General features: G+C 67.1%; 17 protein-coding genes and 1 pseudogene. 13 read left to right on the forward strand and 5 right to left on the reverse strand.

What is annotated here, in order from left to right; translation table 11 throughout:
* Positions 1-53 precede the first annotated feature (53 nt).
* The 5 genes from GSQ83_RS23285 (at position 54) to GSQ83_RS23305 (ending at position 7,677) form a co-directional block, all read left to right on the forward strand.
* A complete protein-coding gene (locus GSQ83_RS23285; RefSeq protein WP_158805244.1) occupies positions 54-1,076 on the forward strand; it encodes a MoxR family ATPase in 1,023 nt (340 codons plus the stop codon).
* Positions 1,069-1,944 carry a DUF58 domain-containing protein gene (locus GSQ83_RS23290; protein ID WP_158805245.1) on the forward strand — a complete coding sequence of 292 codons (876 nt, stop codon included), beginning with the start codon at positions 1,069-1,071 and terminating at the stop codon, positions 1,942-1,944. Before GSQ83_RS23285 ends, GSQ83_RS23290 begins: the two co-directional genes overlap by 8 nt.
* Positions 1,941-4,655 (forward strand): DUF4159 domain-containing protein, encoded by a 2,715-nt coding sequence (locus GSQ83_RS23295; protein ID WP_158805246.1) that lies wholly within the window; start codon positions 1,941-1,943, stop codon positions 4,653-4,655. Before GSQ83_RS23290 ends, GSQ83_RS23295 begins: the two co-directional genes overlap by 4 nt.
* On the forward strand, positions 4,652-6,790 hold the full coding sequence (locus GSQ83_RS23300; protein WP_158805247.1) for a hypothetical protein: 2,139 nt from the start codon (positions 4,652-4,654) through the stop codon (positions 6,788-6,790). The genes GSQ83_RS23295 and GSQ83_RS23300 overlap by 4 nt, the downstream gene beginning before the upstream one ends.
* 212 nt (positions 6,791-7,002) lie before the next feature.
* The gene (locus GSQ83_RS23305) at positions 7,003-7,677 is read left to right on the forward strand and encodes a CarD family transcriptional regulator (RefSeq protein WP_158805248.1); all 675 of its coding nucleotides are present in this window, start codon (positions 7,003-7,005) and stop codon (positions 7,675-7,677) included.
* A 159-nt stretch (positions 7,678-7,836) separates the two neighbouring features.
* On the opposite strand, the gene GSQ83_RS23310 is transcribed toward GSQ83_RS23305, so the two are convergent.
* The 3 genes from GSQ83_RS23310 to GSQ83_RS23320 all read right to left on the reverse strand — a co-directional run bounded on the left by GSQ83_RS23310 (position 7,837) and on the right by GSQ83_RS23320 (position 10,166).
* Complete coding sequence (locus GSQ83_RS23310; protein ID WP_158805249.1) at positions 7,837-8,610, reverse strand: Bax inhibitor-1/YccA family protein; 774 nt, start codon at positions 8,608-8,610, stop codon at positions 7,837-7,839.
* Between the two features lie 149 nt (positions 8,611-8,759).
* On the reverse strand, positions 8,760-9,392 hold the full coding sequence (locus GSQ83_RS23315) for a phospholipid-binding protein MlaC (protein ID WP_158805250.1): 633 nt from the start codon (positions 9,390-9,392) through the stop codon (positions 8,760-8,762).
* Between the two features lie 12 nt (positions 9,393-9,404).
* Positions 9,405-10,166 carry a VacJ family lipoprotein gene (locus GSQ83_RS23320; protein ID WP_158805251.1) on the reverse strand — a complete coding sequence of 254 codons (762 nt, stop codon included), beginning with the start codon at positions 10,164-10,166 and terminating at the stop codon, positions 9,405-9,407.
* Between the two features lie 342 nt (positions 10,167-10,508).
* Between GSQ83_RS23320 and metF the strand changes: the two genes are divergently transcribed.
* Genes metF through GSQ83_RS23335 form a run of 3 tightly spaced genes read left to right on the forward strand, consistent with a single transcriptional unit; the run spans position 10,509 to position 14,490 of the window.
* Positions 10,509-11,408, forward strand: a complete 900-nt coding sequence (gene metF / locus GSQ83_RS23325) for a methylenetetrahydrofolate reductase [NAD(P)H] (protein ID WP_254065859.1) — start codon at positions 10,509-10,511, stop codon at positions 11,406-11,408.
* Positions 11,405-13,594, forward strand: a complete 2,190-nt coding sequence (locus GSQ83_RS23330) for an ATP-dependent helicase (RefSeq protein WP_158805253.1) — start codon at positions 11,405-11,407, stop codon at positions 13,592-13,594. Before metF ends, GSQ83_RS23330 begins: the two co-directional genes overlap by 4 nt.
* Complete coding sequence (locus GSQ83_RS23335; protein WP_158805254.1) at positions 13,591-14,490, forward strand: 50S ribosomal protein L11 methyltransferase; 900 nt, start codon at positions 13,591-13,593, stop codon at positions 14,488-14,490. The genes GSQ83_RS23330 and GSQ83_RS23335 overlap by 4 nt, the downstream gene beginning before the upstream one ends.
* A 93-nt stretch (positions 14,491-14,583) precedes the next feature.
* Here the strand turns inward: GSQ83_RS23335 and GSQ83_RS30715 are convergent, their stop codons facing one another.
* Positions 14,584-14,820: a DUF1127 domain-containing protein gene (locus tag GSQ83_RS30715; RefSeq protein ID WP_254065860.1), complete on the reverse strand. Its 237-nt coding sequence runs from the start codon at positions 14,818-14,820 to the stop codon at positions 14,584-14,586.
* A gap of 171 nt (positions 14,821-14,991) precedes the next feature.
* Between GSQ83_RS30715 and GSQ83_RS23345 the strand changes: the two genes are divergently transcribed.
* From GSQ83_RS23345 to GSQ83_RS23365, 5 genes are all read left to right on the forward strand, one after another.
* Positions 14,992-16,767 carry an aminopeptidase P family protein gene (locus tag GSQ83_RS23345; protein ID WP_158805255.1) on the forward strand — a complete coding sequence of 592 codons (1,776 nt, stop codon included), beginning with the start codon at positions 14,992-14,994 and terminating at the stop codon, positions 16,765-16,767.
* Positions 16,767-17,906, forward strand: coding sequence for a glycosyltransferase family 4 protein (locus GSQ83_RS23350; RefSeq protein WP_158805256.1), 1,140 nt, complete (start codon positions 16,767-16,769; stop codon positions 17,904-17,906). Before GSQ83_RS23345 ends, GSQ83_RS23350 begins: the two co-directional genes overlap by 1 nt.
* A 56-nt stretch (positions 17,907-17,962) precedes the next feature.
* Positions 17,963-18,886, forward strand: coding sequence for a glycosyltransferase family 9 protein (locus GSQ83_RS23355; protein WP_158805257.1), 924 nt, complete (start codon positions 17,963-17,965; stop codon positions 18,884-18,886).
* 77 nt (positions 18,887-18,963) lie between these two features.
* A complete protein-coding gene (locus GSQ83_RS23360) occupies positions 18,964-19,272 on the forward strand; it encodes a DUF1778 domain-containing protein (protein ID WP_158805258.1) in 309 nt (102 codons plus the stop codon).
* On the forward strand, positions 19,260-19,769 hold the full coding sequence (locus tag GSQ83_RS23365) for a GNAT family N-acetyltransferase (protein ID WP_216850500.1): 510 nt from the start codon (positions 19,260-19,262) through the stop codon (positions 19,767-19,769). The genes GSQ83_RS23360 and GSQ83_RS23365 overlap by 13 nt, the downstream gene beginning before the upstream one ends.
* Positions 19,770-19,775: 6 nt before the next feature.
* Here GSQ83_RS23365 and GSQ83_RS23370 read toward each other — a convergent pair.
* Positions 19,776-19,921: pseudogene (locus GSQ83_RS23370) on the reverse strand (bifunctional methylenetetrahydrofolate dehydrogenase/methenyltetrahydrofolate cyclohydrolase); the annotation flags it as partial.

The following is a 19,921-nucleotide window of genomic DNA, read 5'->3' on the forward strand; positions in this document are numbered from 1 at the left end:
CCGCCGATCCCCATGGATCGGGCCCTATCGCATCGCATTGCAACAGGATCTCCATGGCCCTCACGACCGCCACTTTGCCGCCCGCCAGCGACCCGCAGGCGATTGTCGCCGAAGCGGAAGCGTTGGCGGTGCGGCTCGCGATGCTCCGGGATGAAGTGCGGCGCGTCATCTTCGGGCAAGACGCGGTGATAGAGGAAAGCCTCGCCGGCATTCTGTCCGGCGGCCATGTGCTGCTGGTCGGCGTTCCTGGCCTCGGCAAGACTCGGCTGGTGGAGACGCTCGGCCGGGCGCTGGGCCTCGATACCCGCCGCGTGCAGTTCACGCCCGACCTCATGCCGGCCGATATTCTCGGCAGCGAGGTGCTGGATGAGGCGCCTGGCGCGCCGGGTCATCGCGCTTTCCGCTTCATCCCTGGGCCGGTCTTCTGCCAGCTCCTCATGGCCGACGAGATCAACCGAGCCAGCCCGCGCACCCAATCCGCCTTGCTGCAGGCGATGCAGGAGCATCATGTCGCCGTCGCGGGACACGACCGGCCGCTGCCGCAACCCTTTCATGTCCTCGCGACGCAGAATCCGCTGGAGCAGGAGGGCACCTATCCTTTGCCCGAGGCGCAGCTCGATCGCTTTTTGCTGCAGATCGACCTCGACTATCCATCACGGGATGCCGAGCGCGCCATGCTGCTGGCGACGACCGGCATCTCGGCGGCTGAGGCGTCGCCGGTGCTGACGGCCGCTGAACTCATCGCCGCGCAACAGCTCATCCGGCGCATGCCGGTGGGTGTCTCCGTAGTTGAGGCGATCCTGTCGCTTGTGCGGGAAGGGCGGCCGGAGGGATCCGGTCTCGCCCTCGTGCGCCAGCATGTCGCCTGGGGTCCCGGTCCGCGGGCCGCGCAGGCGTTGATGCTGGCGAGCCGGGCGCGCGCGCTGCTGGATGGCCGCTTGTCGCCGAGCCTCGCCGATGTCACCGCGCTGGCGCCCGCCGTGTTGCGGCACCGCATGGCTTTGTCCTTCGGCGCTCGCGCTGAAGGCGTGACGCTGGCCGAGGTGATCGGCGCGATGGTCGCCGGCATTGGCTGAAGCGGGTTCCGCTCAGAATCGCGGCCCGCAGAAAAGGGCCGAGGCGCTCGGCGGTGCCCTGCCGCCGTTGCTCGTCGCGGCCGAGCGTATCGCGGCGACGGTGGCGCAGGGCGTGCACGGCCGCCGCCGCACCGGACGCGGCGACAGCTTCTGGCAATACCGGCCGCTCGGACCAGGCGACTCCGCCTCTCGCGTCGATTGGCGGCAAAGCGCGCGTAGCGACCGCCTGTTTGTGCGCGAGACGGAGTGGGAGGCGGCGCAAACGGTCCATCTTTGGCTCGCCGATGGTCCGGCCATGCGGTGGCATTCGCCGGGCGTCGAATCTCGCCGCGAGCGAGGTGCCCTGCTGCTGCTGGCGCTCGCATCTCTGTTGCTACGCGGGGGCGAGCGGGTCCGTCTGCTGGGCGCGCCGCCGCATCCCGCCACCGGCCGCCCGGCTCTCGCCGCAATGGCGACCTTGCTCGACCAGCCGGGTAGCGAAACGCCTCCGGCCCCGACCGCGGTGCCGCGCCATGCGACCGTCGTGCTGTTCGGCGATTTCCTGGCCCCCCTTGAGAAGATTCGCACGCAGGTCGCGCGCTTCGCCGCGCTGCCGGCCGCGGGGCATATCCTCCAGCTTCTCGATCCCGCCGAAGCGGAACTGCCTTTCGAGGGCCGTATCCGTTTTCGCGGCGTCTCTGGGGGCGAGGGCATCCTGATCCCGCGCGTCGAGGATGTGCGCGAAGCCTACCGCCGGCGTCTCGCGGCTCAGGTCTCGGGCGTTGGCGCCATCGCGGCCGCCGCCGGCTGGCGGGCCGGGCTGCACCGCACCGATCACGCGGCAAGCGGCGCACTGCTCGCCTTGCACCAGGCGCTCGCGCCAGCATGATCCTCGGCCAGCCCTGGCTGCTGCTCGCACTTCTGCTCCTACCGGTTCTGTGGTGGCTGGTGAGGGCGACGCCGCCCGCGCCGCGTAGCCAGATCTTCCCGGCGCTGCGGCTGCTTGCCGACCTTCAGACCGCCGCTCAGTCGCCCGAGCGGACACCCCCTTGGCTGCTCGCCCTGCGGCTGCTCATCGCCGCCTGTCTCATCCTCGGCCTGGCGAATCCGATCCTCCATCCGGGGCAGGACCTGCCGGGGCGCGGGCCGCTCCTCATCGTGCTCGACAATGGCTGGGGCACGGCGGCCGATTGGCCTGATCGCGTCGCCGCCGCCGATGCCGCCATCACTTCGGCCGCGCGAACCAACCGGGCGGTTGCGCTGCTGGCCACCGCCCCGGGCGCCGATGGCGCGCCGCCCGCTCTCATCGGCCCGCTTCCCGCGACGGCCATCGGCGCCCGGCTGCGCGCCTTGGCGCCACTCCCTTGGCCGAGCGATCATGTCGCGGCTGCGAAGGTGCTCGACCGCGTTTGGCGCGTGGGTGGCGGCGCTGTCCTCTATCTTTCGGACGGGCTGACCGACGGCTCCGCCACTGCATGGGCCGCGGCACTTGGCCGAGCTGGGGCGGTGACGGAGATGCGGCCGCCCGTTCCGGCAATGCTGCTGCTGCCGCCAGTGCTGAGGGATGGGCGGCTGATCTTGCGCCTTGCCGCCGCCCCTGTGGCCACGCCCCGGCATTTCGCGGTTCTCGCCCAGGGCGCGGATGGCCGTACGCTCGACGAGGTCGGAATTACGATTGCCGCTGGCGCCGCCCTGGGCGAGGCGCCGCTGCGTTTGCCTCTTGGCATCGCGAACACCGTGGCGCGGCTGCGGCTGGCTGGCGCCTCCACTGCTGGCGGTACGGTGCTGCTCGATGCGCGGTGGCAGCGGCGTACAGTTGGTCTTGCCGCCGCTACCGCTGCTGACGCCGCCGATGCGCCGCTGGCCGGGCCACTCTATTTCCTCAACCGTGCGCTCGGCACCGATGTCGAGATCCGCCGCGCCGGACTGGAAACCCTGCTCGCCCAGCCGCTTTCGGTGCTCATTCTAAGCGACCGGCCGCTGACACAGGGACCGGAGCTGACCGCCGTGCAGGCTTTCGTGGAGCGTGGCGGACTGCTCATTCGCTTCGCTGGGCCGCATACCGCGGCGACGCCCGATCCGCTCTTGCCGGTCCGTCTGCTGCGGCAGGATCGCAGCCTGGGCGGTGCGCTGTCCTGGACCCGGCCGGCGCATCTGGCCGCCTTTCCGGCGGCTGGCCCCTTCGCGGATCTCGCCGCGCCATCCGATGTGACCGTCAGCCGCCAAGTCTTGGCCGACCCTGCCTCCCTTCAGTCCGGCGCGGTGTGGGCATCGCTGGTGGACGGCACCCCGCTGGTTTCGACGGCCGTGGCGGGGCGTGGCCGTATCGTGCTGTTCCACGTCTCGGCCGACGCCGACTGGTCGAACCTGCCGCTTTCTGGCCTCTTCCCGCAGATGCTCAACCGGCTGGTGCAGCTTTCGGCCAGTGCCGAGGGTGAGGGCGGCAACCAGCGTTTGGGGCCGTCTGAGGTGATGAACGGCTACGGTGAACTCGGGCCGGCCAATCCGGCCGCCGGACCCGCCACCGCCGCCGCGCTGGCGACGGCCCGCCCGTCGCCGCAGATCCCGCCCGGACTCTATGGACCGCAAGGCGGCCGAGTCGCCTTCAACCTCGGGGGTGCTTTGCCTAAGCCGGAGGCGAGTAATCCGGTTCCCGGCGCTGACGAACGGCCGCTCGGTCTGGCCAAGCCGGAGCGCAGCCTCGGTGCGCCGCTGGTAGCGCTTGCTCTCCTTTTGCTCATCGCCGATTTGCTGGCAAGCTTGGCGCTGAGGGGTGCCCTGGCGCGCCGTTCGCGCGGTGCGGCTATCCTTCTGCTCGGTCTCGGTCTCGCCTTCGCCACTGGCCCAGCGGCGCACGCTGATGATTCCGGCAGCGCGCCCGTGCCGGCGGCGGCGCTGAAGACTGAGCTGGCTTATGTCCTCAGCGGCGATCCCGTGCAGGACAAGCTTTCGCATGACGGTCTCGCCAGCCTCTCCGACTTCGTGACCAGCCGTTCGGCCGCGGCGCTCGGGCCGCCTGCCGGTATCGCGCCCGGTAGCGACGACCTCAGTCTCTATCCGTTGCTCTACTGGCCAATCACACCGGGCAGCAGCGCGCCTTCGGCCGCCGGTATCGCTGCGCTCAACCGCTTCATGCAGGACGGTGGCATCATCCTGATCGACACCCGGGGCGGGGACGCGAATGCGACCGGATCCGGCGCGGGCTTGCAGCCCGGCGCGACCGAGGCGCTGCGTCGTGTCACCGCCGGTCTCCAAATCCCGCCGCTGACGCCGCTGACCAGGCGCCACGTCCTCGCCCATAGCTTCTATCTGCTTCGCGACTTCCCCGGCCGATACGCTGGCGCGCCGGTCTGGGTGGCGAGTGGCGAGGATGCCAGCAATGATGGCGTGAGCCCGCTGGTCATCGGCGGCAATGACTGGGTGGCCGCCTGGGACATGGCCGATGACGGCACCTTTCCCTTCGCGACCGCTCCCGGCGGCGAACAACAGCGGCTGATGGCTTATCGTTTTGGCCTCAACCTCGTGATGTATGCGCTCACCGGCACCTATAAGGCCGACCAGGTCCATGTGCCGACGATCCTCGAGCGGCTCGGCGAATGAGCGCCGTCACCGGTCTCGCCTTTGCTCCAACCCTTCCGGTCTGGATCTTGGTAATGCTCGGCGCTGCCGGGCTTCTCGCCCTTGTGCCGGCCTTTCGCGCCGCCACGCCTGGCCGCTTCTGGCGTTTGCTCGCCCTCGCGCTGCTGGTGGCCTGGCTCGCCGGGCCCCGGCTGGTGCGGCAGCAGTGGCGGCCGCGGCCCGATATCGCGCTGCTCATGCTCGATCGCAGCGGCTCGATGTCGATCCGTGACCGGACGGCGCAGGTCGATGCCGCGCGGGACAAGATCCTGGCCGAGGCCGCCGCCGTCCCGGGTCTGGAACTTCGCGTCGCGACGGTGCCCGAGCAGGGCCAACAGGGCACTCGGCTGATGATGGCGACCGAGGCAGCCCTCGCCGATATTCCGCCGGACCAGCAAGCTGGTGTGATCGCGCTGAGCGACGGGCAGATCGCCGACCTGCCGTCACCCGCGGCGAAGCCGCCGTTCACCGCACCCTTCCACCTGCTCCTCCCGGCGCAAGGTGAGGAGACCGATCGCCGCTTGCGGCTTGTCGATGCTCCACGCTACGGCGTCGTCGGCGGCACCGTGACGCTGCGCTACGTTGTCGAGGATCTCGGTCCGGGCGCGAAGGTGGCCGAAGCCGGCGTCACTATCCGGCGGGACGGCAATACGGTCTTCGATGGGCCGGTGCCACTCGGCCATGTTCAAAGCCTCACTTTGCCGGTGACGCGCGAGGGTCCCTCGGTGGTGCTGCTCGATGCCGCCACTAAACCGGGCGAGGCCTCGCCGATCAACAACGAGCAGATCCTCACCATCAACGGTGTGCGCGACCGCCTGCGCGTGCTGCTCGTTTCGGGCCAGCCCGACCCGGGGGAGCGCGCCTGGCGGCGGCTGCTGAAATCGGACCCGGCGGTCGATCTCGTGCATTTCACCATCCTGCGGCCGCCCGACAAGGACGACCTCACCCCGCTCGACCAACTGGCGCTCATCGCCTTTCCGGAGCGTGAGCTGTTCGAGCAGAAGATCCGGAACTTCGACCTCATCATCCTCGACCGCTTCGTCAATCAGGGCATCCTGCCGAGCGCCTATCTCGCGAATATCGCCGACTACGTGCGCGGCGGCGGTGCCCTGCTGCTGGAAGCGGGACCTGAATTCGCCTCGATCAACTCGCTTGCGCGGACCGCGCTGGGCGATGTGCTGCCCGCGCAGCCGACGGCGGTCGATGATCCCGGCGATTTCTCGATGAGCTTTCCGCCGCCGAACGCGGATGCGCCGCCGGCTGGTCAGGGGGTCTTCACAGGAGCCTTCCGGCCGCAGCTCACGGCAATGGGCCTGCGTGATCCGGTGACGGCCGATCTGCCGGGCCTCGATGGCGCGAATGCCAGTTCGCCGGTCGGACATTGGTACCGCCTGATCGAGTCGAAGGATCAGCACGGCCAGGCCCTCATGGAGGGTGCGGGCTGGCCGCTCCTGATCCTCGATCGTGTCGGCCAGGGCCGCGTCGGGCTGTTGTTGTCGGATCAGATCTGGCTTTGGGCGCGCGGCCATGATGGCGGCGGACCACAGGCGGAATTGCTGCGCCGGGTCGCCCATTGGCTGATGAAGGAACCGGCGCTGGAGGAAGACCGGCTTTCCGCGGGCCTAGATGGCGGCCAGTTGCGTGTCGAGCGCCGCAGCCTGGATGCTGGCCCGCCCCCTATGGTGACGGTCACAGACCCCACGGGCGGCACGCAGCGCCGTACGCTCGACGCGGCGGCTCCCGGTTTGGCGCGGCTCGCCTTGCCGGCGCCCGCGCCGGGGTTGTGGCGTGTTACGGATGGGGTTCGGATCGCCTACGCCGCTTCCGATACGGCCGATCCGCCGGAATGGTCCGACCTGCGGGCGACCGCGACACGCGCGGCACCGCTCATCGCCGCCACCAATGGTAGCGCGCGCTGGCTCGCGGCCGAGGGCACGCCTGGGCTACGGCTGGTCGCGGCGGATGACACGGCGGGCGGACCGGGCTGGATCGGTCTCCGCGGCAACGGCGCGCATGTGACCACCGGGGTGGACCTTACCCCACTGCTGCCGGGATGGGCGGCGCTCGGATTATTGTTGGGTTGTTTACTGATCGCGTGGAAACGCGAGGGCAGGTAGGCACGACTCAGAGGTTAACGCCCATGACGGGGCGCCGATTTTGTGTTATAGCTATGCGTCAGAGGGGAGGCGTAACCAGCCGTGCGGCGTTTCAGCATGTGCTTCGAGTTTCGCCTCGCTTTCTTATCGTTTTTGGAGATCGACGCCGGTTTGCGTCTCCGTACAAGCGGGGCGCGTGAACCGGGGCGAATTTTTTTTGCGGAAGGCTGTTAATGAAATCCTCCTCTGCGATTCAGCTCGACGAAACCGAGATCCCGCCCGCCGTTGAGGCGCCGGCGCCCGCCCCTCCCGATGCGAACCCGCCCCAGGAAGCGGAGGCCGCGGCCGAAGGCATAGAGGCGGTCGCGCCTGACGAGGAAGAAGAGGTCGAACGGCCGGTCCGGGTCGTTCCCGCCAAGGCAGAGAAATTCGCGGAAGGTGATTACGTCGTCTACCCGACCCATGGCGTGGGCAAGGTGGAGCGGATCGCCGCGGAGGAGATCGCCGGCCATAAGCTCGATCTCATCCACATCACCTTCGAAGAGAACCGGATGACGTTGCGCGTGCCGGTCGCCAAGGCGCGCAGTGCCGGGCTGCGCAAACTCGCGACCCGCAAGCTGTTTGATGACGCCCTGGCAGTCCTCAAGGGCCGCGCGCGCATCAAGCGGACCATGTGGTCGCGCCGGGCTCAGGAATACGAGGCGAAGATCAATTCCGGCGACCCGATTGCCATTGCCGAGGTGGTGCGCGACCTGCATCGCAACGCGGGGCAGCCGGATCAGAGCTTCAGCGAGCGGCAGATCTACGAGGCGGCGATGGACCGGCTCTCCTCAGAACTCGCGGCGCTCGACCGGACCGACAAGCAAACGGCTTCCGTCAAGCTGAACGATTTCCTCAAGACTGTCTGACGCTCAGGCGGCTGACTAAAGGGGCGGTGGAGTGATCCACCGCCCCTTTTTCTTGTCCGCGCCTGGCCATCATCCGTGGCTCGGCCGAGGGTCGGCATCGACACGAAAAGGGGGCAGTGGATGAACTCCACCGCCCCCTGCTTCTGTGCGCCTGTCCGGTTAGTTGCTGTTACGGTTGCCCATGATCTGCAGCAGCATCAGGAAGAGGTTGATGAAGTTCAGATAGAGCGACAGCGCGTCATAGACGCTGCGCTTTGCGGCCACATCCTGGCTGTAGCCGTAACCCTGCTGAACGTAGTCCGCCTTGATCCGCTGGGTGTCGTAGGCGGTCAGGCCCGTGAAGACCAACACGCCGATTATGCTCACCGCGAACTGCAACGCGCTGGAATGCACGAAGATATTCACGACCGAGGCAATGATGACGCCGAACAATCCCATGATCAGGAAGCTGCCGAAGCGGCTGAGATCGGTCTTGGTCGTGTAGCCCCAGAGACTCGTCGCCGCAAAGGTCGCAGCACAGACGAAGAACACCGTCACGATCGAGGTCTGGGTATAGACCAGGAAGATGTTGGTCAGGCTGGCGCCCATCGTCGCCGCGAAGACCCAGAACAGCGTCTGAGCCGCCGTGGTCGACAGCTTGTTCACGCCGAAGCTCAATACCATAACGAAAGCGAGCGGCGCGAGCATGGCGATATAGGCGAGGCCGCTCGGGCGATGCACCATGAAGCCCTGGGGGCTCTGCACCAGCGGATAAAAGTAGTTCATCGCATCGGTATGCGAGATGCCATAGGCGACGATGCCGGTCAGCAGGAGGCCCGACGCCATCCAGTTGAAGACGCGCAGCATATACGCGCGCAGCCCAGCATCGAGAACCGCGGCCGACGCGGCAGAGCTGCCGCCACGGTAGGTTCGGAAGTCGGGACTGAAAGCCATGTTTCGGTAGATCCTCTACACCGCACAATGCGGCTGGGCTCATTTTGGCGTGATCCGGGGCCGGATCAAGCTAAATCCACCCTACAAATCAGCAATGAATCCGGAAACCCGCAGAAAGGCCCTTAGAATTGGGCCTTCGGCGCGGGGTCTCAGCCTGCGGTCTGCGACTGGAAACGGGCCAATTGCTTATGCATCGCGTCAATCAGGGCATCGATGTCGCCACTATGCTGTGAGATGACCCCTGCATAGTCGTTGCGCTGGGTCAGCCTGAGGCTCGTCCCCTCGGCAAGGATGTCGATGATCATCGGCCGGCCATTAATCGGCGCCACCACCCATTGGACATGCGCCTCGGGCTTGCCTGGAATGTTGACGAGCGTGTCGACCACGACGCCTAGGTCTCGCTGGTCGGCTGAGGCGACGCGGAACTGGGCACCCTGGAAGCTGCTCGCCTGGGCGGTCACCGCATATACCAGCAGCTGGCGGAAGGTGTTCATATAGTCTTGCTGCTGCTTCGGCGTGGCGATCCGCCAGTAACGGCCGAGAACGAAGCGGCCGACCGCATCGACGTCGACATTCGTATAGATGAGTTGCTGGAGCTGGGACTGTTTGTCCGACGCGCTTCCGTTGCTCTCCGCCACCTTGAGCAGGGCGGAGCCGGTGGACAGGATCATCGCTTTCGCATCGGAGGTCGGGTCCGCCCGCGCCACCAGGGGGGCGGTGAGAACCAGGACTCCGGCGGTGAAAAGCGCGAGGAGGTGACGGCGTGGGGCCATGATCGTCATTCAGCCTTTTTTCTACTGCTGCTGCGCGTCGGGGGGCTGCGTGAACCAGTCGGGGACGGTCGCGCGATGATCGTCTCGCGCGTCCTGGATCACGGATTCGCGGTGCTGCCTGTAAAGACTACGGAAGGTGGCATAGGGGTCGAGGGCCATCCGCTTGACCTCGTCGATGGGCTTCAGAAGCGAAGCGCGTGTGTTAAGCAGGTTGACGCTGTAGCGCGTCCAGCCGAGCGCCGTCACTATCGCTCCTTGGCCGACCCAGAAGAAGGGATCGGAAATTACGCCCACGCCGAAGCCTGCGGCATCACGTGGGCCGGACGGGCCAAGGACCGGCAGATAGAGGTAAGGGCCCTCGCCAATCCCCCAGATCGCGAAGGTTATGCCAAAATCCGCCTCATGCGGTTTGTAGCCGAGTGATCCGGCCGGGTCGAAGATGCCGCCGAGGCCGATCGTGCTGTTGAGGACGAAGCGCACCAAGCTGTCGCCGGCCCGCCGCGATTTCGCTTCCAGGATGTCGTTCAGGAAGACGACGGGCAGGTTGAGGTTGCTCAGCACGTTGCCGATATGGGTGCGAACCGTCGAGGGCACGACCGCGGCATAGCCCTTGGCGACCGGTTTGACGGCATAGGTGTCGATCGTGTCGTTGATCGCGTAGAGCTTGCGGTTCATCGGCTCGAGCGGATCGTTCGTCGCCTTGTAGGCGGCGAGCGCGTCCGGGTCCGAGGCAGGCGGCGGCGTGGCGCAGGCCGCAAGGGCGAGGGCTAGACCCGCAGCCATCGCGGCATCTGCTATCGATCGACGAGACTTCACGCGGCCGCCCCCTGTTCCCCGCCCGGCCAGGCGGGCGCTGCTTAATAATCACGCCAAGCGTCGCAAGTGGCGAGGCCGGAATACATTAGTTTAAGTTTTTCGGCGCACGGTGCAACACAGCTATCGGTGGAGTCCCCTACGCGCCTCTGTTCAGCAGCCCGCACGCGCTCGCAGCCCTTGCACCTCACAACGGTTGCTGCCACGGAAGGGCGCCAGGTTAGGTGGTCGTTTCTGATGAGTCTTTCCTCTCCGCCCGGTCTTCCATCGCTTGCGCGCTGGGCTAGCGGGCCACGTTTTGGCGCTATTCCGATGCCGGACCGTTCGGCGCCAGCGCCCCTCCTGTCCTTCGAGTTCTTCCCGCCCAAAACGGAGGCGCTGGAGGAGCAGCTATGGACCTGCATCCGGCGACTGGAGACGCTGCGCCCGACCTTTGTCTCGGTAACCTATGGCGCCGGCGGCAGCACGCAGGAGCGCACCCATAAGACCGTCATCGACCTGGTGCAGAAGACCTCGCTAACCCCCGCCGCGCATCTGACCTGCGTCGGCGCGAGCCGCGCCGAGATCGATGCCGTCGCCGCCCGCTATTGGGAGGGCGGGGTCCGCCATATCGTGGCATTGCGCGGCGATTTGCCCGCCGAGGCGAGCCGGGAACCGCGCGCCGACGGCTATGCGACCGCCGTGGACCTGGTCGCGGGACTGCGCCGCATCGCGGATTTCGAAATCAGTGTCTCGGCCTATCCCGAGGTGCATCCCTATGCGGCGAGCCCCGAGGCCGACCTCGACAATCTCAAGCGCAAGCTGGATGCCGGGGCGACCCGCGCCATTACCCAGTATTTCTTCGATAGCGAAATCTACCTCCGCTTCCTCGATCGCTGCCTCGCGGCGGGGATTACCGCGCCGATCGTGCCCGGCATCATGCCAGTGACGAACTTCGCCCAGGCGGCCAAGTTCAGCGCGAGTTGCGGCACCTCGGTCCCCGATTGGATGGCGGCGATGTTCGCCGGGCTGGACAGCGACCCCGAGACGCGGCGCATGGTCTCGGTGGTGCAGGCCGCCGAGCAGGTGCGGCTGCTGCAGGCCAATGGCGTGGACGAGTTCCACTTCTACACGCTGAACCGGCCAGACCTGACCTACGCCATCGCCCATGTTCTGGGCGTGCGCCCCGACCAGGAGCAGAAGGCGCCAAAAACGGATACGCCGGCCGCGTGACCGCCTATCTCGACCGGCTCAACGCCGAGCAACGCGCGGCTGTCGAAACGCTGGACGGACCGCTGCTGGTATTGGCGGGGGCGGGCACCGGCAAGACCCGCGTGCTGACCACGCGCTTCGCTCATATCCTGATGTCCAACCGCGCGTTTCCCAATCAGGTGCTCGCGGTGACCTTCACCAACAAGGCGGCGCGTGAGATGCGGGAACGCGTCTCGGCCATCCTGGGCCGGCCCGCGGAGGGGCTTTGGCTCGGCACCTTCCACGCGCTTTGCGCGCGGATGCTGCGGCGTCATGCCGGGGTGGTCGGGCTCGAATCCAACTTCTCCATCCTCGACACGGACGACCAGCTCCGCCTGCTCAAGCAGGTCATGGAGGCGAACCACGTCGACTCGAAGCGCTGGGCGCCGCCCGCGCTGATGGGCATCGTGCAGCGCTGGAAGGATCGCGGCCTGACGCCCGATCGCATCACGGCCGCCGAGGATACCGATTTCGCCAGCGGCCACGCCCGCGCACTCTATGCCGCCTACCAGGATCGCCTGCGCCAGCTGAACGCCGCCGATTTCGGCGACCTGCTGCTGCACATGACGGAGATCCTGCGCACCCAGCCGGAGATCCTGGCGCAATATCACCGCATGTTCCGCTACATCCTGGTTGACGAGTATCAGGACACCAACGTCGTCCAATATCTGTGGCTGCGGCTGCTGGCCCAGTCGCACCAGAATATCTGCTGCGTCGGCGATGACGACCAGTCGATCTATTCCTGGCGCGGTGCCGAGGTCGAAAACATCCTGCGGTTCGAGAAGGACTTTCCCGGCGCCCGCGTGGTCCGGCTGGAGGCGAATTACCGCTCGACCGATCCCATCCTCGGGGCCGCCGCCGGTCTTATCGCACATAACGAGGGCCGCCTCGGCAAAACCCTCCGCTCCGGCCGCAACGACGCCTCCGGCGACAAGGTCGAGGTCGTCGGCCTGTGGGATTCGGAGGAAGAGGCCCGGATGGTCGGCAGCCGGATGGAGCAACTGCGGCGGGACGGCCATTCGCTGGCCGAGATGGCCGTGCTGGTGCGCGCCGGTTTCCAGACCCGGGCTTTCGAGGAGCGGCTGATCACGCTCGGCATTCCCTACCGCGTTGTCGGCGGCCAGCGCTTCTACGAGCGCGCGGAAATCCGCGACGCCGTCGCCTATCTCCGCCTGCTGGTTCAGCCGGCCGACGACCTCGCCTTCGAGCGCATCATCAACGTGCCGCGTCGCGGGGTCGGGGATGTCGCGCTCCGCACGCTGCACACCTATGCCCGCGCCAATTCCGTGCCGCTCATGCTGGCGGCCGAGCGGCTGATCGCGGCGGGCGAGCTGCGCGGCAGGGTGCGGGAAAGCCTCACGGAACTGCTGTCCGGCTTCGCCTCCTGGCGCCAGCTTCTGGCTCGCGATGGCCATGTGGTGACGGCGGCCACGGTGCTGGACGAAAGCGGCTACACGGCGATGTGGAAGGCCGACAAGTCGCCCGATGCGCCCGGTCGCCTCGACAACCTCAAGGAACTCGTCCGCGCGCTGAACGACTTCGAGACGCTGCCCGGTTTCCTCGACCATGTCTCGCTGGTCATGGAGAACGAGGAGAATACCGATGCCGACCGCGCCAGCCTGATGACGCTGCATGGCGCCAAGGGGCTGGAATTTGACACCGTCTTCTTGCCGGGTTGGGAGGAAGGCCTGTTCCCCAGCCAGCGCTCCATGGAGGAGAACGGCAATAAGGGGTTGGAGGAGGAGCGGCGGCTCGCCTATGTCGGCCTGACGCGGGCGCGGCAGAGAGCGATCGTCAGCCACGCCGCCAATCGCCGCATCTACGCCAATTGGCAGAGCAGCATTCCCAGCCGTTTCATCGAGGAACTGCCGGCCGAACACGTGAACCAGACCGGCGCCGCCCGGCTGGAACGCGAGCAGCGGCTATCGCAGCCCGCGATCTTCACCGGCGCCTTTCCACTAACCGCGACCCGGGTTCGTCAGTCCCCCGGCGCCTGGGAAGCGACGGCGAGGCCACCGCGCGCGGTGGCCATTCCGGTCGGCTCGCGGGTCTTTCACCAAAAATTCGGCTACGGCACCGTAACTGCTGTCGATGACGACCGCCTCGACATCGCCTTCGAGCAGACCGGGCCGAAGCGCATTCTGGACCGTTTTGTGGAGAAGGCATGACCCGCCGCCGCGCGACACCCTTGGAGACCATCGCGCTGACGCTGCCCGAAGAGGCCCTTCCCGCCTACGAATCGGCGTTGCTGAGCATCTGCTCGACGGTCGGCTTCTTCCGCGATGGCGATGAGGGGCCGTGGCGGCTGGAAGCGGTCAAGCCGGTCGGCGAAGGCGACAATGAACTCGTCGGAGCGCTGGCACTCGCCGCCATGATGACTGGCGTCGAGGCGGTTTTGGAACGCAGCCCGACCGAGGCCGAAGGCTGGCTCGTCCGCAACCTCGAAACCTTCCCTGAGCAGGAGATCGGCCGCCGCTTCGCCATTCGCGGCACCCATGAAACGGCGCCGCTTCTGCCTGGCCGCATCACACTGACTGTCGATGCTGGAGTCGCTTTTGGCAGCGGCGAACATGGCTCGACCCGCGGCTGCCTGCGCGCGTTCGAATCGATTGCTCATTTACACCCGAGGCGGATTCTCGACCTGGGTACAGGCTCGGGCATCCTCGCCATGGCGGCGGCAAAACTGCTGCGCCGCCCGGTGCTCGCGACCGATATCGATCCGTGGTCCGTGCGCGTCACGCGGCAAAACGCGGCGGCCAATCGCGTCGGCGGCTTCGTCCAGGCGCGGCTTGCGGATGGCTGGCGCAGTGCGGTCACCCGGTCCCGCGCGCCCTATGATCTGGTCTTCGCCAATATCCTGGCGCGTCCGCTGTGTGCGATGGCGTGGCCTCTCGCCGATAACCTGCTGCCCGGTGGTCACGCTATCCTGGCGGGGCTACTCGCTAGTCAGGAGAGGATGGTGGTCGGGGCCCATCGCCGTCAGGGCATGGTGCTGAAGCGGCGATTCCAGGAGGGCCAGTGGACCGCCCTGCTGCTCCACAACCCCAGCTTGGGCCGACCATGATCGGTCTGCTCCGTGCCTCTGATGCGACACAAACAAAAAGGGCCAACCTCCGTGGAGGCTGGCCCTTTGTGATCTGGCCGAAACTCCGCTGGATCAGCGGCCGGTGATCGCCGCGCCGATGAAGACCGAGCGGATGTCGCCACGGGCCAGACCGATATCGGCCAGCTCGCGATCACTGAGCCGGTCGAGCTCGTTGATGACTTGGCGGCGCTGACTGCGCTCACGCATCCAATGGGCTGCGAGGGTGGCCGGCTTCGCAAGGCGGCTGAAAGCGGAGCCAATGCCGTGCGGAGCGCGAACGATGCTGTTGGTGTTGATGGAGGCTTGCATTTTGATGGTCCCTAGATAACGGCCGGAGTTTGTTCGACCGCCGTTGCTCAGGGTTATACTCGTGCTGCATGTGCGAAAGGAGCGGCGAGAGTCGATCTCAGGGATGCTCTCCACGCATGATCACGCCTAGGTCATGTTTCTGACACATGACACTTTTGGAGTACTAGACGCATGACTTCGATCGGCCACCGCCTCCTGGCGCTTCGCGAGGTGCTCCGAGGGCTCGGCGTCGATGGTTTCCTCGTGCCGCGGTCCGATGAGCATCTCGGCGAGTATGTCCCTGCCAATGCGGAGCGCCTGGCCTGGCTCACGGGCTTCACCGGTAGTGCGGGCCTCGCGATCGTCCTGCCCGATCGTGCCGCCGTGTTCACCGATGGCCGCTACACGACGCAGCTTCCGCAGGAGACGGATGGCGCCTTATGGGAGCCACGGCACATCACGGATGCGCCTCCCTCCGCCTGGCTGAACGAGCAGAAAATCCCGCTGCGTGTCGGTTACGACCCTATGCTCATCAGCGAGGATGCCATCGACCGGTTGGCGAAGGATGCTCCTCGCATCGCATTGGTGCCGCTCGCCGCCAATCCGGTTGACGCTGTCTGGCACGATCGCCCGCTGGCGCCATGCGGCGCGGTCACGCAGCATCCGCTGGAATTCGCCGGGCGATCCGCTGCGGAGAAGCGCGCCGATATCGCTGGCATGCTTCGGGGCTCGGCGGAGGATGCCGTGGTGATCACCGACCCCGCCTCGCTGTGCTGGCTGCTGAATATTCGCGGCGCGGACGTGCCTTTCGCGCCACTGGCACTCGGCTTCCTGATCCTGGCGCAAGACGGCACCGCCGAGCTTTTCATGGCGCCGGAGAAGATCGGGCCAGCGGTCCTCGCCCATCTTGGTGCCGAGGTTGTTCTGCGGCCGCCTTCCGCGTTGCCCGAAGCGCTGGACGCCTTGTCGGGCAAGCGTGTGCGCGTCGATCGGGGCAATTCCCCGATCTGGTTCGCCCAGCGGCTGCGTGCGGCGGGAGCGGAGGTGGTGGCGGGCGCCGATCCCTGCGCAATGCCGAAGGCGCGGAAGAATGCGGCCGAACAGGCCGGCGCGCGCGCCGCGCAAACTCGCGACGCCATTGCCCTATGTCGCTTCCTGCACTGGCTCGCGGTCAACGCCGCGAAGGGAACGGAGACCGAGCTATCTGCCGCCGCGGCGCTGCGGGGCTTTCGCGCCGAACTGCCGGAGTTCCGCGATGAGAGTTTCCCGGCGATCTCCGGCGCCGGCGAACATGGCGCGGTCATCCACTATCGGGTCTCGGCTGCCAGCGATCGCCGCCTCGCGCCCGACGAGGTCTATCTCACCGACAGTGGCGCGCAGTATCCGGACGGTACGACGGATGTAACGCGCACGATCTGGACCGGACCGGGCACGCCACCCGAGCCGCTGCGGGAGCGGTTCACGCTTGTGCTGCAAGGACATATCGCGCTGGCGACGCTTGTATTTCCCGTGGGTATCGCCGGGGCCCATATCGACGCGATGGCACGTCGGGCGTTGTGGGCCGAGGGGTTGGACTATGATCACGGCACGGGGCACGGCATTGGCAGCTACCTCTCGGTGCATGAGGGGCCGGTCAGCATTTCCCGTTCCTCGCGCGACCTCGCGATCGCCGAGGGCATGATTCTCTCGGATGAGCCCGGCTACTATCTTCCGGGCGCCTACGGCATTCGGCTTGAAAACCTACTGCTAGTGCAACAGGCGGACCTGCCGGCGGCTCTGAAGCCGTTTCTCCGCTTCGAGACGCTGACCCTGGCGCCCTTCGACAGGACGCTCATCGACATCGGGTTGTTGACTCCGGCGGAACGCGACTGGTTGGATCTTTATCATGCCCGGGTGCTGGCGGAGGTCGGCCCGCTTTTGCCGCCAGCAGTCGCCGGATGGCTGGCTGAAGTCTGCAAGCACCTCTGATGCCGACAGTCTTGCAGGTGCTTCCGGCGCTCGACTCGGGTGGCGTCGAGCGCGGCACGGTCGAAATTGTCGCGGCCCTCGCGGCTGATGGGTGGACGCCTCTGGTGGCGAGTGCCGGCGGCCGGCTGGTGTCGTCCGTCGAAGCGGCGGGCGGGCGGCACATTGCTCTGCCGCTCAATACCAAGTCGCCCGTGCAGATCCTGCGCAATATCGAGCGGCTGACGCGGCTGATCCGGGCCGAGAAGGTGTCTCTGGTCCATGCGCGGTCGCGCGCGCCCGCGTGGTCCGCGTTTTTCGCCAGCCGCCAGACGGGCGTGCCTTTCGTCACCACCTATCACGGTGCCTATGGCGAGGGGGGCGCGGGCAAGCGCCTCTACAACAGCGTCATGGCGCGTGGCGAGAAGGTGATCGTGGCGAGCGCCTTCATGGCGAAGCTTGTCCACCGCCGCCATGGGACCGGCGATGACAGGTTGCGCCTCATTCCGCGCGGCATCGACCCGGCGGTTTTCGAGCCGAGCGCTGTCGGACCCGTCCGCGTCGCGCGTGTCGCCGCCGGGTGGGGCATCCCGGAGGGGGTCGATGTCGTCTTGTTGCCGGCGCGGCTCTCGCGATGGAAGGGACAGGACGTGCTCATCGCCGCGATGGGCCGGTTGCGGCGGCCGGACCTGCGCTTTGTGCTGCTCGGGGGAGAGGCGGGCCGGGAGGGCTATGCCGAGACTCTGCGCGCTCTGGCTGCCAAAGTCGGTGTCGGGGCGCAGCTGGTTTTCGCGGGACATTGCGACGACATGCCGGCGGCGCTGCTGCGTGCGACCATCGTCGTCAGCCCCTCGACCGAGCCCGAGGCCTTCGGCCGCGCGGTGATCGAGGCGCAGGCCATGGCCCGACTGGTGATCGCGACGAACCATGGCGGCGCGGCGGAGACCGTGCGGGACGGCGAAACGGGGCTGCTCGTGCCGCCGGGCGATCCGGCCGCTCTGGCCGAGGCCCTGGCGAGGGCGCTCAATATGCCCGACAGCTCGCGCAGGGCGATTGGCGCGCGCGCCCGGCGTGAAGTCCGCGAGCGCTACACGGTGGCCGAGATGCAACGCGCGACGCTTGAGGTCTACGAACAGATCCTGGGCGGTGAGCATCGCACCTAATACGCGGGGCAGGCCCGGCGGTGCCAAGCTCGCGCCGAAGCGGCTATGAGGACCGGATGAAACGGATACTGGTCATCCGCCTCAGCGCGCTGGGCGATTTCGTGCTGTCCTTCGGACCCTTCGCGGCGATCCGCGCGCATCATCCGGATGCCCAGATCACGCTGCTGACGACAGCACCTTTCGCGCGCCTCGGCCGGCTGAGCCCCTGGTTCGACAAGGTGGTGATCGACCGGCGCGCCCCATGGTGGGATCTGCGCGCCCTTTGGCGGCTGCGCCAAACGCTGCGTGGCTTCGACTTCGTCTACGACCTGCAAACCTCCGGCCGGTCCTCCCGCTACTTCCGGCTCGCGGGCAGCCCTAAGTGGTGTGGCATTGCGAAGGGCGCCTCGCATCCGCACGCCAATCCTGCGCGCGACCACATGCACACCTGGGAGCGGCAGCGCGATCAGCTCGCCATGGCGGGAGTCGCACGCGTACCGCCGGTCGAGACCGGCTGGTTGCTCGCCGCAGGACAGCCACCGGAGTTGCCTCGACCCTATGCTCTGCTGGTGCCGGGCGCCGCGCCGCATCGGCCCGCGAAGCGCTGGCCGCCGGGGCGATACGGCACCCTCGCCTCGGCCCTGCTGGCGCGCGGGATTACGCCGGTCGTCATCGGCACCGGGCCGGAGGCGCCGCTGGCCGCGATCATTCTCAATGCCTGCCCGCAGGCGGTCGATCTCACCGGCCAGACTGACTTGCCGACCGTCGCGGCTCTCGCCGCCGGGGCGCTTTTCGCGGTGGGCAATGATACTGGCCCGATGCATCTCGCCGCCGTCATGGGTTGCCGCTGCCTGGTGCTCTTCTCCCACGACAGCGATCCCACCCGCACCGCACCGCGCGGTCCTGCGGGCGAAGAGGTGGTTGTGCTGCGGGAGGATGTGCTGGCGGATCTGCCATCGGACGAAGTGCTCGACACGTTGGAACGTGCGCGCTTCTTCTGACGCGGCCATGAACGTCTCGCGCGAAGACGCCCTTCTGTGTGTACGTTGTGGTGGCAAAGGGGCGAGACGAGGGTTCGATGCCAAGGCAGACCGCGACTAAACGACAGACCCAATCGGGCGGCCGTGAGAGGCCCACGATCAATGTGCGGATTTCGCAACCCGATCTCGACCTGATCGACCGGGCGGCGAAGGCTCATGGCACGAACCGCTCTGTCTTCTTGATCGAGACGGCAACCGCGAGGGCGGAGAGCGTTCTGCTGGATATGCGTCTCTTCGGTCTCGACGATGAAGCCTATGACCAATTTCTTGCTCGACTGGATCATCCACCCAAAGTTGATGCCCGGCTGAGGCGTCTCCTGACGACACCTGCGCCTTGGGAGGCATAAGCGCTCCGGCACTTTGCGCGCCGACACGTCTGACCCGCGAACATGAAGCCTCGCATTTCGCCAGTGGCGAGGAGGCGCTCGACGGTTGGCTGCGGCAACACGCTCTCCGCAGCGAGGGGCGGCTGTCCCGAACCTACGTCGTTTGCGCCGGTAACCGCATCGCTGGCTTCTACTGTCTTTTGAACGGCGCGGTGCGGCGGAACACGGCCGTCCCGAAGCTGAGGCGGAATGCCTCGGCTCCCGTTCCCGTCATGATTGTCGGGCGGTTGGCGGTCGATCGAGATTGGCAGGGTGGGGGCGTAGGTCGCGGGCTTCTGCGTGACGCGGTTCTGCGAACGTTGCAGGCCAGTGAACTCGCAGGTATCGCGGCTTTGCTCGTCCACGCGGTCTCTGCTGATGCCCGGCGCTTTTACGAGAGCAGCGGTTTCACAGCTTCGGAGCTTGAGCCGATGACCCTGATGATCACGCTGAAAGACGCGGTTGCGGCTTTAGGATAGCTCCCTTCAGCCGTCTCGCCGCAGCTTCGCCGCCGTTATCGTGTTGCGCAACAGGCAGGCAATCGTCATTGGTCCCACCCCGCCCGGTACCGGCGTTATGCGGCCCGCCACACCCTGAGCCTCGGCGAAGGCCACGTCGCCAACGAGGCGGG

This window comes from Acidisoma sp. L85, from assembly GCF_009765865.1.
Lineage (GTDB): Bacteria > Pseudomonadota > Alphaproteobacteria > Acetobacterales > Acetobacteraceae > Acidisoma.

Coding starts and splice junctions, on each gene's coding strand:
- GSQ83_RS23350 (WP_158805256.1), top strand. CDS start 16,767: ATGCCGACAGTCTTGCAGGTGCTTCCGGCGCTCGACTCGGGTGGCGTC.
- GSQ83_RS23310 (WP_158805249.1), bottom strand. CDS start 8,610: ATGGCTTTCAGTCCCGACTTCCGAACCTACCGTGGCGGCAGCTCTGCC.
- GSQ83_RS23355 (WP_158805257.1), top strand. CDS start 17,963: ATGAAACGGATACTGGTCATCCGCCTCAGCGCGCTGGGCGATTTCGTG.
- GSQ83_RS23295 (WP_158805246.1), top strand. CDS start 1,941: ATGATCCTCGGCCAGCCCTGGCTGCTGCTCGCACTTCTGCTCCTACCG.
- GSQ83_RS23300 (WP_158805247.1), top strand. CDS start 4,652: ATGAGCGCCGTCACCGGTCTCGCCTTTGCTCCAACCCTTCCGGTCTGG.
- GSQ83_RS23315 (WP_158805250.1), bottom strand. CDS start 9,392: ATGACGATCATGGCCCCACGCCGTCACCTCCTCGCGCTTTTCACCGCC.
- GSQ83_RS23360 (WP_158805258.1), top strand. CDS start 18,964: ATGCCAAGGCAGACCGCGACTAAACGACAGACCCAATCGGGCGGCCGT.
- GSQ83_RS23335 (WP_158805254.1), top strand. CDS start 13,591: ATGACCCGCCGCCGCGCGACACCCTTGGAGACCATCGCGCTGACGCTG.
- GSQ83_RS23305 (WP_158805248.1), top strand. CDS start 7,003: ATGAAATCCTCCTCTGCGATTCAGCTCGACGAAACCGAGATCCCGCCC.
- metF (WP_254065859.1), top strand. CDS start 10,509: ATGCCGGACCGTTCGGCGCCAGCGCCCCTCCTGTCCTTCGAGTTCTTC.
- GSQ83_RS23285 (WP_158805244.1), top strand. CDS start 54: ATGGCCCTCACGACCGCCACTTTGCCGCCCGCCAGCGACCCGCAGGCG.
- GSQ83_RS23345 (WP_158805255.1), top strand. CDS start 14,992: ATGACTTCGATCGGCCACCGCCTCCTGGCGCTTCGCGAGGTGCTCCGA.
- GSQ83_RS23320 (WP_158805251.1), bottom strand. CDS start 10,166: ATGGCTGCGGGTCTAGCCCTCGCCCTTGCGGCCTGCGCCACGCCGCCG.
- GSQ83_RS30715 (WP_254065860.1), bottom strand. CDS start 14,820: ATGCAAGCCTCCATCAACACCAACAGCATCGTTCGCGCTCCGCACGGC.